General features: G+C 72.4%; 11 protein-coding genes. 5 read left to right on the top strand and 6 right to left on the bottom strand.

Features of this window, described 5'->3' with window-relative positions; all coding sequences use genetic code 11:
• Positions 1-340: 340 nt before the first annotated feature.
• Both J2Z30_RS20365 and erm read left to right on the top strand, forming a co-directional pair.
• Positions 341-2,686 (top strand): MMPL family transporter, encoded by a 2,346-nt coding sequence (locus tag J2Z30_RS20365; RefSeq protein ID WP_044569172.1) that lies wholly within the window; start codon positions 341-343, stop codon positions 2,684-2,686.
• Positions 2,687-3,234: 548 nt separating this feature from the next.
• Positions 3,235-4,209 (top strand): ErmE/ErmH/ErmO/ErmR family 23S rRNA (adenine(2058)-N(6))-methyltransferase, encoded by a 975-nt coding sequence (erm, locus tag J2Z30_RS20360; protein WP_308279981.1) that lies wholly within the window; start codon positions 3,235-3,237, stop codon positions 4,207-4,209.
• Here the strand turns inward: erm and J2Z30_RS20355 are convergent.
• From J2Z30_RS20355 to J2Z30_RS20340, 4 genes are all read right to left on the bottom strand, one after another.
• Positions 4,110-5,183 (bottom strand): CDP-alcohol phosphatidyltransferase family protein, encoded by a 1,074-nt coding sequence (locus tag J2Z30_RS20355; RefSeq protein WP_044569174.1) that lies wholly within the window; start codon positions 5,181-5,183, stop codon positions 4,110-4,112. The genes erm and J2Z30_RS20355 overlap by 100 nt on opposite strands.
• A gap of 218 nt (positions 5,184-5,401) precedes the next feature.
• Positions 5,402-6,688, bottom strand: coding sequence for an ABC transporter substrate-binding protein (locus J2Z30_RS20350; RefSeq protein ID WP_044569175.1), 1,287 nt, complete (start codon positions 6,686-6,688; stop codon positions 5,402-5,404).
• Positions 6,688-7,593, bottom strand: coding sequence for a carbohydrate ABC transporter permease (locus J2Z30_RS20345; protein ID WP_245388208.1), 906 nt, complete (start codon positions 7,591-7,593; stop codon positions 6,688-6,690). Before J2Z30_RS20345 ends, J2Z30_RS20350 begins: the two co-directional genes overlap by 1 nt.
• 56 nt (positions 7,594-7,649) lie before the next feature.
• Positions 7,650-8,519 (bottom strand): carbohydrate ABC transporter permease, encoded by an 870-nt coding sequence (locus J2Z30_RS20340; protein WP_044581268.1) that lies wholly within the window; start codon positions 8,517-8,519, stop codon positions 7,650-7,652.
• 282 nt (positions 8,520-8,801) lie between these two features.
• On the opposite strand from J2Z30_RS20340, the gene J2Z30_RS20335 reads away from it, so the two are divergent.
• Positions 8,802-9,797 (top strand): phosphotransferase enzyme family protein, encoded by a 996-nt coding sequence (locus tag J2Z30_RS20335; RefSeq protein WP_245388207.1) that lies wholly within the window; start codon positions 8,802-8,804, stop codon positions 9,795-9,797.
• A gap of 882 nt (positions 9,798-10,679) precedes the next feature.
• Here the strand turns inward: J2Z30_RS20335 and J2Z30_RS20330 are convergent.
• Both J2Z30_RS20330 and J2Z30_RS20325 read right to left on the bottom strand, forming a co-directional pair.
• A complete protein-coding gene (locus tag J2Z30_RS20330; protein ID WP_209468756.1) occupies positions 10,680-11,273 on the bottom strand; it encodes a TIGR03086 family metal-binding protein in 594 nt (197 codons plus the stop codon).
• A 139-nt stretch (positions 11,274-11,412) separates the two neighbouring features.
• The gene (locus J2Z30_RS20325; RefSeq protein ID WP_044569178.1) at positions 11,413-12,135 is read right to left on the bottom strand and encodes a 3'-5' exonuclease; all 723 of its coding nucleotides are present in this window, start codon (positions 12,133-12,135) and stop codon (positions 11,413-11,415) included.
• Between the two features lie 179 nt (positions 12,136-12,314).
• On the opposite strand from J2Z30_RS20325, the gene J2Z30_RS20320 reads away from it, so the two are divergent.
• Complete coding sequence (locus J2Z30_RS20320; protein WP_245388206.1) at positions 12,315-13,088, top strand: FadR/GntR family transcriptional regulator; 774 nt, start codon at positions 12,315-12,317, stop codon at positions 13,086-13,088.
• Complete coding sequence (locus J2Z30_RS20315) at positions 13,085-13,903, top strand: ABC transporter ATP-binding protein (protein WP_044569180.1); 819 nt, start codon at positions 13,085-13,087, stop codon at positions 13,901-13,903. The genes J2Z30_RS20320 and J2Z30_RS20315 overlap by 4 nt, the downstream gene beginning before the upstream one ends.
• Positions 13,904-13,925: the final 22 nt, after the last annotated feature.

Raw genomic sequence — 13,925 nt, 5'->3', positions numbered from 1 at the left:
CCGGATCGCGTCCGATCCCTCAAGTGCGGTAGATCCGGAGTGTGTTGGGGCCACTCCGGTCCTGACAAAACCCTGACTGATGAGTACGGGTCAATTCAAGATCCGCACCGATGTGTGACATAGGCAACGTTCTTCGCATCAACCCCGCGCCGACCATGGCATCAACGCCCTTTGCGTGTAAGGGGCCCGCATCAGGGAGGGTAGGGCTGTCCCCCCTTCTCCGGTTGGAGGGAACCACCGAACGGTTCACCGGTCAGCAGGATGGGTCGGCCCGACGCCACGGCCTAGCGTCGTCAACGAGTGGCGGGGGCAGTCCGCCACCAGGGCATAGGGGGATGTCGTGGCGGACACAGGCCGCTTGGAGAGGCCGCGCGGGATAGCGGCACGCGCGGGCAGTTGGAGTGCCCGTCACCGGTGGGCGGCGGTCGGGTGCTGGGTGCTGCTGGTCATCCTCACCCTGGCCGTCGGCTCGATGACGGGCCGGGTCGATGTGTCGGAGAGTGAGCAGGTTCCGGGCGAGTCCGGGCGTGTCTCGAAGATTCTCGACGAGGCGGGCATTGACGATGCGGCCGGGGAAACCGTGCTGATCCAGGCGAAGGGCGGTCAGGCGGAGGGCGGTCAGGCGAAGGGCGGTCAGGCGAAGGGCGGTCAGGCGAAGGGCAGCGGGCTCACCGCGAACGATCCGGCCTTCCGCAAGGCGGTCGACGCGGTGATGGCCGGCGTACGCGACACCGGCCAGGTGACCGCCCTCCGCTCCCCGTACGAGACGAAGTCCATCTCCGCCGACCGGCGCTCCGCGCTGGTGCAGTTCGAGATGCGCGGCGACGCGGAGAAGGCGGCCGATCACATCCAGCCGGTCCTGGACGCGGTGGACAAGGCTGGGGACGGCCACCAGGATCTGCGGATCGAGGAGTTCGGCGACGCCAGCGGCCAGAAGGCGTTCGACGACGCGTTCGGCGACGACTTCACCCAGGCCGAGTACTCCGCGCTGCCGGTGGCCCTCGGCATCCTGCTGATCGTCTTCGGTGCGCTGGTGGCCGCGCTGCTGCCGGTGGTGCTCGCGATGACCGCGTTCCTGGCCACCACCGGTCTGGTGGCGATGGTCAGCCACTGGGTGCACATGAGCGACACCGCCAACTCCGTGACGCTGCTGGTGGGCCTGGCCGTCGGCGTCGACTACTGCCTGTTCTACCTGCGCCGGGAGCGCGAGGAGCGCGCCGCGGGACGGGACGCGCAGACGGCGCTGCGGGTGGCGGCGGCCACCTCCGGCCGCGCCATCCTGGTCTCCGGCGTCACGGTGATCGTGGCGATGGCGGGCATGCTCTTCACCGGTATCGCGGAGTTCAAGGCGATGGGGCTCGCCACTCTGATGGTGGTGGCGGTGGCGATGGTCGGCTCGGTCACGGTGCTGCCCGCGCTGCTCTCGCTGCTCGGTGAGCGGGTGGAGAAGGGCCGGTTGCCGTTCGTGGGCCGCGCCAAGCGGCGCGGCGGCACCGAGAGCCGCGTCTGGCGCGCCGTCCTCCGCCCGGTGCTGCGCCGCCCCAAGCTGTCGCTGGCCCTCGCCGGTGGCGCGCTGATCGCGCTGGCCGTCCCCGCCGTGGGGATGAACACCGCGAACCTCACCCTGGACCAGGAGTTCGGCGACCGGCTGCCGGTCGTGAACGCGTACAACCACATCGACGAGGCGTTCCCGGGTGGCTCCGATCCGGCCAGGGTCGTGGTGAAGGCGGACGACATCGACGCGGCGCCGGTGCGCGACGCCCTCGCCCGCTTCCGTACCGAGGCCGTGGCGAAGGGCGCCTCCAAGGGCCCGGTCGAGGTGACCGTCCACCGCGAGCAGAACCTGGCCGTGGTGGAGGTCCCGCTGATCGGCGGTTCGGACGAGGGCAAGGCCGAGAAGAGCCTGGACGTGCTGCGGAACGAGGTGCGCCCGGCGACCCTCGGCGCGGTGGACGGGGTGGACGCCCCCATCGGCGGCTCGACCGCCTCCTCCAAGGACTTCAACGACAAGCTCGGCTCGGCCGTCGCCCCGGTCTTCGCCTTCGTGGTGGTCTTCGCCTTCCTGCTGATGCTGATGTCCTTCCGGTCGCTCACCATCGCCGTGACCTCCATCGTGCTCAACCTGCTGTCGGTGGGCGCCGCGTACGGCATCCTCACCGCGGTCTTCCAGCACGGCTGGGGCGCGGGGCTGGTCGGCGCGGAGGGCGTGGGCGCGATCGTGTCCTGGCTGCCGCTGTTCCTCTTCGTGATCCTGTTCGGGCTGAGCATGGACTACCACGTCTTCGTGGTCTCCCGGATCCGCGAGGCGCGCCTGGCGGGCCGCACCACCAAGGACGCGGTGGTGCACGGCGTGGTGACGACGGCGGGCGTGGTCACCAGCGCCGCCGTCATCATGGTCGCGGTCTTCTCCATCTTCGGAACGCTGTCGATGCAGTCCATGAAGCAGATGGGCGTGGGCCTCGCGGCCGCGGTCCTCATCGACGCCACCGTCATCCGCGGGGTGCTCCTCCCGGCCGTGATGTCGCTGCTGGGCGAGCGCAACTGGTACCTGCCGAAGTGGCTGGGGTGGCTCCCGGACCTCGCCCATGACGAGCCCGCCCCGGCCCAGCGGCCCAGCACCCTGGTGGGCGCGGGCGCGTCCCCGAAGCCGGAAGCGGACGAACGGCCCCGGCACGCGAGGGTCTGACGACCACGTCCAGCGCATCCTGAACAACCCTCAACCGGTCACACGGCCTTCGCGCCGTGTGACCGGTTCGGTGTGTGGGGTGGAAAAGGCGTTGCGGGGTGTCCCGGCCAGTCCCTACGGTGCGGGGATACGGCGGAGATCCGCATACGCGTCCTTTCGCGTACGCGCGCACGGGAGGAGTACACCGATGGGCGGAAGTCCCGGCATCGGCGTGTTCACCCGCATCACTCGTGGCTGTGCCCGGGTGGCGTGTGCGCGCGCCCTTCCTATGCCTGCCCGCCGCCCGCGGCGCGGCCCCGGTGCCCTGGCCGGCCCGGACGCGCCCGGTGTCTCTCCGAGTCTGTGAACGGTTCGCCGTCGAGGTGGTTCCTCCACCTGAGCGGCTGACCCGCCAGACTTCCCATCGGTCTCTCACCGTGAGCTGATCTCACCCATCCACGCGCCCTCGGCCAGGGCCCCCGCCAGTCCAGGAATCACTCGTTCCGGGACGGGCGGCAGGGCCCGTTCCGCGCTGCTGCCGCCCGCCCGGCTCCGAAAGGACCGTGGCCGTGGCCCGCAATCGACACCATCCCCATGCCCAGCGCGGTGGCGAACCGCGCCGCAACACCGAACCGCCCCGCACCGAACCGCCCCGCACGGAACCGCGCCGTACCGAACCGCGCCGTACCGAACGCGACCGCGCGAGGCGTGCGTACGGGCAGAACTTCCTCATCGACCCGGGCGCCGTCGCCCGCGTCGTACGCGCCGCCCGCCCCGGGCCCGGCGATCTCCTGGTGGAGGTCGGCGCGGGCAAGGGGGCGCTCACCGAGGCGTTGGCCCCGCGCTGCCGTGAGCTGATCAGCTATGAGATCGACCGGCATCTGATCCCGGGGCTTCGGGAGCGGCTCGCCCGCTCTCCCCGGGTCCGGATCGTGCACCAGGACTTCCTCGAGGCGGCACCGCCACGCGAGCCGTTCGCCCTGGTCGGCAATGTGCCCTACGCCCGTACCGCCGAGATCGTGGCCTGGGCGCTGCGGGCGGGGCCCAGGCTGACCTCGGCGACGCTGCTCACCCAGGCGGAGTACGCCCGTAAGCGCACCGGGGACTACGGCCGCTGGTCCCTGCTGACCGTACGGTCCTGGCCGGAGGTCGAGTGGCGGCTGTGCGGGCGGGTGGCACGGGCCGCCTTCCGGCCGGTGCCCGCGGTGGACGGCGGGATCCTGCGGCTGACCCGCCGGCCGCGTCCGCTGCTCACCGACCCGGCGGCCCGGTCCGCCTACGCGGACCTGGTCGAGCTGGGCTTCACCGGGGTCGGCGGCTCGCTCCACGCGTCACTGCGCCGGGTCTGCCCCGCCCGCGCGCTCGACCGGGCGTTCCGGGCGGCCGGGCTGGGGCGGGACGTGGTGGTCGCGTATGTGACGCCGGAGCAGTGGCTGGTCCTCGCTCAGGAGTTGACCGAGGTGGTGGCCGGAATGCGCTCTTCGGCCGCTTCGAAGGAGTTCATGGTGCGGGTGAAGTCCCGGGTGGACAGCAGGAACTTGTAGATGATGGCCAGCTCGAAGACGAGCAGCAGCACACCCGATACGACGGTCGTCGCCACCACCGCGTCGACGGCCGGGCCGATGATGAACACGCCCATCTGGAACTCGATACCGCTGATGAGATGAGCGCGGATGCGGTGGCGCTGCAGGAAGTTCCGGCACCGGACCCACCACGGGAAGCGGCGCCGGAACTCCTGGTGCAGATCGACGACGGCGGGGCGGCGCGGGGCCGGTACCGGGGCCGGTACCGGGGCCGAAACCGCGGCGGCCGTGGCTTCCAGGGGCACCGTGGCCTCCAGGGCCGCCACCGGCTCCAGAGGGGCGACCGGCTCCAGAGGGGCGACGGGCTCCAAGGGAGCCACCGTGTCGTGGTCCGTCTCCAGATCGGCCTTGGGGTTCTCCCGCAGCAGGTCCTCCATGAAGGCCAGTTCGGCCTGGTTCTCGGCCTTGCGGGCCGCCCGCATCCGGGCCTTGATCTGCTTGCGCATCCCATGCCGGATCTTGAAGATCTCCAGCGAGTCGATGTAGCGCAGCGCGTCCAGGAAGGTGACGGCCAGCGCCAGCCACAGATACAGGACGTCATCCGTGCGCGCGTACTGACCGGCCATCAGGGCGACCGAGCACACCAGCACCCGGATCCGGTCGAAGACGAAGTCCAGCCAGGCCCCGAAGACCGAGCCGGTGCCGGTCAGCCGGGCCAGCTTGCCGTCCATGCAGTCGAAGATGAAGCTCACGTGGTAGAGCACGGCCCCGAGTAGCAGCCATCTCCAGTCGCCCTGAGCGAAGCACGCGGCGGAGCCGAGGCCCACCAGGAACGCACCCCAGGTGAGCTGGTTGGGGGTGGCCCGGGTGTACCTGGCGATCCAGCGGACCAGCGGTGTGGCCACCGGGTCCACGAGCATGACGGTCCACCACGCGTCTCGCTTCTTCTCGGTGATCCGGCGGACCTCGGCGAGCGGCGGTATGTCTCGGGGCATGGTCAATCTTTCTGGCGTTAGACATGAGTTCACCTGAAGGTAAGAAGCCGTTAAGGGAAGAGACAAGATCCGACAAGGGCAACCTTTGTCGGGGGTTAACGGTCTGCTGGGGGGACCGGGTCCATGGCACGGTCAGGTGCGTCGGCGGCGCGGCCGCCGCAATGACCGACGTATGGCGATTCCTGCCACCGGCCACGGTTCCATCGTTGTAGTGGGTCCTACCGCTGATAGCGGGCGAGCACCAGGTTCCCGTCGTCGACCAGCCGCTCCCGCAGCTCCCCCATGCCGATGGCCCCGCTGTAGTACTCCTGCAGCGCCGGGGTGGCCACCTTGTCCTTCCACTCCGGGTAGCCGCGCACCGTCTGCGCGGGCGCCGGGCGCAGCTGTCCGGCCAGGGCGGTGCCGGTGGCCCAGCCGTGGCGGCGGGTGTGCAGGGCGGGGTCCCGCAGCGCGGTCCGGCCCGTTGGAAGCATCCAGTCGCCCCGGGCGAGCCGCACCATATGCAGCGGGCGCAGGAAGAAGTCGATGAAGCGCGCGGCCTCGCGCTGGTACGGGCTGTCGGCGGCGATGGACAGCGTCTGCGGGCTGACCCCCTGCCGCTGGTCGCCGCCGGGCCCGGCCGGGGACGGCAGTACGGTCCAGGCGAACCCCTTGGGCGCCTGCTGCGCGATCTGCTGACGGTAGGAGAAGCCGAGCGGCACCATCGCGTACTTCCCGCCGAAGAAGCCGGGGAGGGTGTCGGAGCCGCCCATGCCGAGGGTGGTCCGCGCGGCGGTGCGGTCGCCGCCCAGCTGGTCGTGGATGACGCGGGGCACCCGCTGGTCGGCGGCGTCGAACCGGACGGTGACCTTGCCGTCCGTGCCCCGGTGGAAGACCTTGCCGCCGGTGGAGAGCGAGAGGTTGAGGGTCGCGGAGACGGGCTCCTTGAGCGGCCAGGCCACACCGTACGCCCCGTCCCGGGTCAGCTCTTCGGCCGCGTCCTCGAACTCGGCCCAGCTCCAGGGCCGTTCGGCGGTGGGGATCCGCACCCGGGCCCGCTCCAGCAGCGCGCGGTTGGCGATGAGCACGCGTGGTTCCTGGAGGAACGGCACACCGTGGACGCCGCCGCCGAAGGTGGCGGTCTGCCAGGTACGGGGCGGAATCTCGTCCTTGAGCCGCCGGGGCAGCAGACCGGTGAGATCGGCGAGATAGCCACCGTAGGCGAAGTCGGCGAGGTCGTCGGTGGCGTCATGGATGATGTCGGGCGCCTCACCGCCCTCGAAGGAGGTGAGCAGCTGGTCATGGACGCCGTCCCAGCTGCCCTGGACATATTCGACCCGGATGTCGGGATGGGCCGCGTTCCACTCCCCCACCAGCTGTTTGTTGGCCGCCACGGATTCCTGCTGCCAGGCCAGGGACTGGAAGCGCAGGGTGATCCGGCCACCGGTCGCCCGCCGCCGCTCGGGCGCGCAGCCGGACAGCAGCGCTCCGGTGGCGGAGGCGGCCAGCAGCGTTCGGCGGCGCATCAGTGCTTCACCGCCCCGGCCAGAGTGCCGCTGGTGATCCGGCGCTGGATGAGCGCGAACAGTACGAGCGAGGGCAGCGTCGCCAGCAGTGAGGCGGCGGCGAGCGGGCCGAGATCGGCGACGCCCTCGGTTCCGATGAAGTGGGTGAGGATGATCGGCATCGTCTGTTTCCGCGGGGACTTGAGCAGGACGAGCGCGAAGAAGAACTCGTTCCAGGCGGTGATGAACGCGAAGAGGGCGGTGGCCACGATGCCGGGGGTCAGCAGTGGCATGGTGACGGAGATCAGCACCCGCAGTCTGCCCGCGCCGTCCACGGCCGCGGCCTCCTCCAGCTCGCGCGGTACGGCCCGTGCGTACCCGGCCAGCATCCACAGGGCGAACGGCAGGGACCACACCACGTACACCATGATCAACCCGGAGAGGGAGTCGATCAGGCGGACCTCCTTGAGCACCAGGAACAGCGGAATGATCACCAGGACGAAGGGGAACGCCTGGCTGACCACGATCCAGCCGGTGGCCGCCCGGGACAGCGAGGAGCGGTGGTGGCGGGCCATCACATAGGCCATCGGGGTGGCGATGACAACGGTGATGACCGCGGCGGCGAGGGAGGCGATCAGGCTGTTGCCCGCGGACCGCAGCAGCGGCTGCTCCTCGAACGCCTGGCGGAAGTTGTCGAGGGTGGGATGGTCGGGGATCCAGCCTGGGTGGAGGCTCGCCAGCTCGCGCGGCGGTTTGAACGCGGTGGAGACCAGCCACAGCAGGGGGAAGGCGAGGAAGACCAGATAGCCGAGGAGGGCGAGGTACTGGCCGGTGCGCGCCGCGCGACGCCTGACGGCGGGGCCGCGACGCACGGGGCCGGGGCGGGGGTTACGCACGGTGCTGGGGCTGGGGCTGGGGCTACGCATGGTGCGGGGGCTACGCATGGTGCGGGGGCGGGGACGTCCTCCGGTGGGGCGGGGGCTCATGCCTCGTCGTCTCCCTTCAGCCGGGCCACGAGATGGACGGCCAGCAGGATGGAGACCACCGCCACCAGCACACAGCCCATCGCCGCCGCGTAGCCGAACTGGCCGTAGCGGAAGGCCTCTTCATAGGCGAAGAGCATCGGCAGCCGGGTGCGGCCGCCGGGCCCGCCGCCCGTCAGGACGTAGACCAGCGCGAAGGAGTTGACGTTCCAGATGAAGCTGAGCGCGCTGATGGCGAGGGCGATGGGCCTGATGGCGGGCCAGGTGACGGCACGGAAGCGGCGCCAGGCACCGGCGCCGTCCATGGCCGCGGCCTCGTGCAGTTCGCGCGGCACATTCGAGAGCCCGGCCAGCAAGGTGACCGTGACCTGCGGAAGCCGTGCCCAGATGCCGACCACGACGACGGCGGGCAGGGCGGTGGACAGACTGCCGAGCCAGTCGCGGTGGGTGCCCAGCGTCTCGTTGAGCACCCCCGCGTCGGGGTGGTACACCAGCCGCCACATGATGCCGACCACGACCTCCGGCATCGCCCAGGGGACGATCGCGAGCGCCCGCGACAGCCAGCGGAACCGCAAATCCTGGTGGAGCAGCAGCGCGAGGCCGAGCGCGAGCAGGAACTGCGGTACGGAGACGGCCACCGCCCACACCAGGCCGATCCGGAAGGACTCCCAGAAGAGGGTGTCGCGCAGCAGGTCCTGGAAGTTGAGCAGCCCGATCCACTGAGTGGGGTCGGTGCGGCCCGCCTGGGAGTCGGTGAATGCGAGCGCGATGCCGTAGAGGAGCGGGCCGACGCTGAGGAGGAGAATCGGGATCAGCGCGGGCAGGACCAGGAACCACGCCCCGTGGGCGGAGCCCTGTCGGCGCGTCACGCCGCTGCCCGAACCCTTGGCTGAACCCCGGCCCTTGGCGGAGCCCCGGTCCGAGCGCGCCGGGTCGGCGGTCACGGGTATCACGGCAGGGCCCCCTTCGGACGCGGTGGGAGGGCGGTCCGGGAGGGAGAGCCCACGTCATCGTGCGGAGGGTGGGCGGTGCAGTCAAGCGGTTCTACCTGCGAAGTCGATGCGGCCGTCGGTACGGCGGTCGGTACGGCGGTCGGTACGGCGCTACGGACGTCGATGCGGACGTCGATGCGGCGGGGGTCGCACGGCTCGATGCGAGACTTGGCCGTCGGCAGGGAGAAGTCGACGACGAGAAGTTGGCGACGAGAACTCGGCGAGGAGAAGGGGCATGCGGTGGCGGAGGTCGCGTTCACGGAGGAGCGGGCGCGGGCGGTGCTCTCGGCCGCGCTGCCGCCCTACCGGGCCGGTACGGCGGAGGCCCGGCTGCTGGCCCTCGGTGAGAACGCCGTCTTCGCCGTCGACAGCCTCTCCCTGGTGGTCCGGATCAGCCGCGACCTGGAGGTGTGGGACCGGGCCGCCCGGGAGCTGAGGATCGCCGACTGGCTGGCCCGGGAGGGGCTGCCCGCGGTCCGCCCCGACCGGCGCTTCGGCCCCGAGCAGCCGCTTCCGTTCGCCAACCATCTCGTCACGTACTGGCAGCGGCTTCCCGACCCGGTACGCCCCGCCGGGGCGCGCGATCTCGCGGAGCTGCTGCGGATGGTGCACGCCCTGCCCGACCCGCCCGGCGACCCGGCGCCGCTTCCCCTGCCGCGCCGCGATCTGCTGGGCGGGGTCGAGCGCTGGCTGCGGCTGGCCGGGGACGCGATCGACCCGGCGGACGCGGCGTATCTGCGCGCCCGCCGGGACGACTTCGCGGCCGCCGTCGAGGAGCTGACCCCGCGCCTCACCCCCGGCCCGATCCACGGCGACGCGCTGCCGCGCAATGTGCATATCGGCCCGGAAGGCCCGGTGCTGGTGGACCTGGAGACCTTCTCGCACGATCTGCGCGAGCACGATCTGGTGGTGATGGCCCTGTCCCGGGACCGCTATGGGCTCGACGCGGCGGAGTACGACGCGTTCGTGGCGGAGTACGGCCGGGACGTCCGCGAGTGGCCCGGCTGCGCGGTGCTGCGGGGCGCGCGGGAGACCGCCAGCTGCGCCTGGGTCTCCCAGCACGCCCCGGGCAACCCGGCGGCCCGCGCCGAGTTCGCCCGCCGCATCGCCTCCCTGCGGGAGGGTGACACGGCGGTGCGCTGGCACACGTTCTGAACGAACGGCTCCGCTTCAGGGCCCACCCCGCGGCTGAGCCGCCGATCGATGCTTTCCCCTCCCCGCCCCTTCCCGATACCAGGGGCTCCGCCCCTGGACCCCGGGGCCCAGGGCCGGAGCCCCTGCCACCCGCCGGACCCACATGTCGATGCTGCGGGAAGGGACGAAGCCCCGGCCCGGGGTCCGAGGCGCAGCCCCCGCCCGAGGTCTGAGGCGGAGCCCCGGTCCGGGGTCCGGGGCGCAGCCCCACCCGGGGTCCGAGGCGGAGCCCCGGTCCGGAGTCTGAGGCGGAGCCCCCGCCCGGGGTCCGAGGCGAAGCCCCGGTCCGGGGTCCGAGGCGAAACCCCCACCCGGGGTCTGAGGCGAAGCCCCCACCCGGGGCCTGGGGCGAAGCCCCGGTCCGGGGTCCGAGGCGCAGCCCCCGGTCCGGGGCCCGAGGCGAAACCCCCACCCGGGGTCTGAGGCGAAGCCCCCACCCGAGGCCTGAGGCGAAACCCCGACCCGAGGCCCGACGCGAAGCCCCGGTCCGGGGCCCGAGGCGAAACCCCCACCCGGGGTCCGAGGCGAAACCCCCGCCCAAGGCCCGAGGCGAAACCCCGACCCGAGGTCCGACGCGAAGCCCCCACACCCGAGGTCTGGGGCGAAGCCCCGGTCCGGGATCTGGGGCGAAGCCCCCACCCGGGGTCTGGGGCGCAGCCCCTCGGGGTCTGGGGCGGAGCCCCAGATTTGGGAAGGGGCGGGGAGGGGAACAGCCCGCCGCAGGCGTCCAGATCCGCCGCGCACCCCACACCGGGACGAACGGCCCGGGGCTGCCAAGCGAGCCCCGGCCCGACCGACCGCACGCCGACACGCGGACCGACCAACGCGCCGTGCGGCATTCGCTCAGGCGCGCCATCCCGGGTCGCGGCCGCTCAAGGCGATCGCGCGGTCCAGCCGCGGCGCGTCGGCCGGGACGGGGATCATGGGGCCGAACAGCTCCTTCGGGCGCTCCTCGTCCGGGACCGCCGCCAGCCATTCGATGATGGTCTCGACGCTGCGGGGATCGCAGTCGTAGGGCTGGCCGGTGGCGCGGGCGAGATCCCAGCCGTGGATCACCAGCTCGTCCAGCGCCACGATGCCCATCATCTGGGCGGGCATGGTGACGCCCCCGGCCTCCGTGGTGCCCAGCCAGGCGGACGGCTCGCGCCAGGCCACGGCCAGCGCGTCCAGGCGGCGCGGCAGTTCCTGCCGCCAGTCGGGGTCCAGCCGGTCGGCCGACCCCTGCCCGGGGGCGGGGCCCGCCACGGCCGTGGTCTTCTCGGCGGCGTGGCGCATGGCGAGGGCGAGCCCCATGAAGTGGTCGAGCAGATCTGCGACGGAGTAGGCGCCACATGGTGTGGGCGCGCTGAGCTGCTCGTCCGTGACGCCGCGGAGCAGCGCCGTCACCCGCTGCGCTGTGGGTCCGAAATCGATCATGGTGGTCTGTTCGTCGGTCACGGTCGTCTTCTCCTCGCTCGAGTCCGTGGGCCGCGGTCCGTGGGCCGCGGTCCACGGTCCGTCCCCCCTACCCGTACGGACCGGCCCGCCGCCGGAAACTCATCGGTGCGGCGCGCTCCGATATCCGCCCGGCGGGCCGCTACCCCACCACGGCCCCCGCCGCCCGCAGCGGCCAGCCGCCGTCCACGACCGCGTCCGGCGTGCCCTTGCGGCGCAGCCAGGACTGGAAGTCGGCCGCCCAGTGCGCGTACCACCCCACCTGCTTGCGGTGGAGGTCCCACAGCTCGAGCCCGGCGACCTCGCCGTACCGCTCGGCGAGCGCGCAGGCGACCCGCACCGCCGCCAGCGCGTCCGCCCCGGCGTCATGGGCGCGGTCGTGCACCACCCCGTACTCCCCGCAGACGGCCTCCAGCGTGCGCTTGCCCTTGCGGTAGCGGTCGACGGCGCGGTCTATCGTGTACGGATCCACGACGGGGCCGGTCTCGGTGCCCTCCAGCCGCTCGCTCAGCGGGCGCAGTCCGTGCCGCCCCAACTCGGCGGCGAGCAGGCTGAGATCGAACGCCGCGTTGTACGCCACCACCGGGGCGCCGGCCCGCCAGTGGGCCACCAGCACCTCGGCGACCTCCTCGACCACCTCGCGCGCGGGCCTGCCCTCCGCCGCCGCCCGCTCACCGGTGATCCCGTGCACCGCCACGGCGTCCTCGGGGATGGGCACTTGGGGGTCGGCCAGCCACTCGCGGCGCCCGATCGACTCCCCGCCCCTCACCTCGACCACGGCCGCCGTCACGATCCGTGCCGTGCGCGGATCGGTGCCCGTCGTCTCCAGGTCGAATCCGATCAGCAGCCCCCGGTGCCAGCCCATGGCCGCCCCTCCCTTTGTCGTACTTCCCCCATGTGTGCACCACCTTCCCATGCACCACTGACAACGGCCGGGACACCGGACCAAGTCCTCAGACGTCTGAGGACTCTGTGTTAGAGTCCCCGCCGTCCTCGGATGATCGTTCAGGGAGAGGCGGCGCGGTGGCGGCGGAGACGGCACGCTTGCGGCACGGACCCGTGGTGCCACGGGTCGAGAGCGCCCTGCGCGCGATGCTCGGCGAGGGCCGCTGGCGGCCCGGCGAGCGGCTGCCCAACGAGGTGGCGCTCGCCGCCGAACTGGGCGTCGGCCGCTCCTCGGTGCGGGAGGCCGTACGCCTGCTGGCCCATGACGGGCTGGTCGAGGTGCGCCACGGCTCGGGCACCTACGCCGCGCGGCCCCCGGCGCCCGCCGGGGAGGGCGATATGCGGCGGCTGCTGCGCCGGGCCCGGCTGCGGGAGGTGTACGAGGTGCGCCGCGCCCTCGAGGTCGAGGCCGCCCGGCTGGCCGCCGGGCGCATCCGCCCCGAGGACATCGGGCGGCTGCGGGACCATCTCGCGCTGCGCGAGAAGCGGGCCGGAGGCGATCCGGCCGCCTTCGTGGACGCCGATCTGGCCTTCCACCGGACCGTGGTGGAGCTGTCCGGGAACGCCGTGCTGCTCGGCCTGTTCACCTCCGTCCTGCCGGTGCTGCGCGAGGCGCTGGTGGAGATGGTCAGCCATGAGCCCGCCCTGCCCGATGTGTCGTGCGCCCACGCCGAGCTGCTGGACGGGCTGGCGCGCGGGGACGCCGACACCGCGATCGCGGCCACGGTCTCCCACCTCGAGGCCGTCATGGAACTCTTCGGCGGCGACGACGACGGCGGCGGCGGCAACGACGGCGGCGGCAGCCGCGGCAGCAGCAGCGACACAAGCGAACTCGAAAGCGACAACAGCGAAAAGGAGGTGGCGGCCCCGTGACCGCCCCTGCCGTCCCCGTACTCAGGCTGCGCGAGGTGGATGTGGTGCGCGACGGCACCCCGCTGCTGCGCTCGATCTCGCTCACCGTCCACCAGGGCGAGCACTGGGCGCTGCTCGGCTCCAACGGCGCGGGCAAGTCCACCCTGCTCAGCCTGGCGGGCGCGCTGGTGCACCCCACACGCGGCACGGTGGAGGTCCTCGGCCGCACGCTGGGGCGGGTGGATCTGCGGGAGCTGCGGTCCTTCGTGGGCCATGTGGACCCCCGGCATCCGCTGCGCTCACCGCTGCGGGTGCGGGACGTGGTGCTCACCGGGCTGACCAACACCGTGGAGCCGGTCCCCCGCCACCACCCCACCCCCGACCAGCGCGACCGGGCCGACCGGCTGCTGACCACCCTGGGCATGGGCGGGAAGCTGGACGCGCGCTGGCCGACCCTGTCGCAGGGTCAGCGCGGCCGGGTGCTGATCGCACGGGCGCTGATGCCCCTCCCCCGGCTGCTGCTCCTCGACGAACCGGCCACCGGTCTGGATCTGGCCGCCCGTGAGCAGCTGCTGGAGAGCCTGGACACCCTGCGCCGGGACCACCCCGAACTGGCCACGGTCCTGGTCACCCACCACCTGGAGGAGCTGCCCGCCAGCACCACCCACGCCATGCTGCTGCGCACCGGGGAGTGCCTGGCGTCGGGCGCGGTGGACGAGGTGGTGACCACGGACCACATCACCAAGTGCTTCGACCACCCGGTGCACATCAGCCGCACCGACGGCCGCTGGGCCGCCCGCGCCCTGCGCCCCCCGTACCAGGGCACCGGCTCATAGCGTGAGTTCAGGACACTCATAG

The organism is Streptomyces iranensis, from assembly GCF_017874715.1.
Lineage (GTDB): Bacteria > Actinomycetota > Actinomycetes > Streptomycetales > Streptomycetaceae > Streptomyces > Streptomyces iranensis.
This window is presented reverse-complemented; position numbering and strand designations above follow the sequence as displayed.

What these genes read in the sequence shown, in the direction of transcription:
- J2Z30_RS20355 (WP_044569174.1), bottom strand. Translation starts at nt 5,183, where the DNA reads ATGCCCCGAGACATACCGCCGCTCGCCGAGGTCCGCCGGATCACCGAG.
- J2Z30_RS20350 (WP_044569175.1), bottom strand. Translation starts at nt 6,688, where the DNA reads ATGCGCCGCCGAACGCTGCTGGCCGCCTCCGCCACCGGAGCGCTGCTG.
- J2Z30_RS20345 (WP_245388208.1), bottom strand. Translation starts at nt 7,593, where the DNA reads ATGCGTAGCCCCAGCCCCAGCCCCAGCACCGTGCGTAACCCCCGCCCC.
- J2Z30_RS20335 (WP_245388207.1), top strand. Translation starts at nt 8,802, where the DNA reads ATGCGAGACTTGGCCGTCGGCAGGGAGAAGTCGACGACGAGAAGTTGG.
- J2Z30_RS20325 (WP_044569178.1), bottom strand. Translation starts at nt 12,135, where the DNA reads ATGGGCTGGCACCGGGGGCTGCTGATCGGATTCGACCTGGAGACGACG.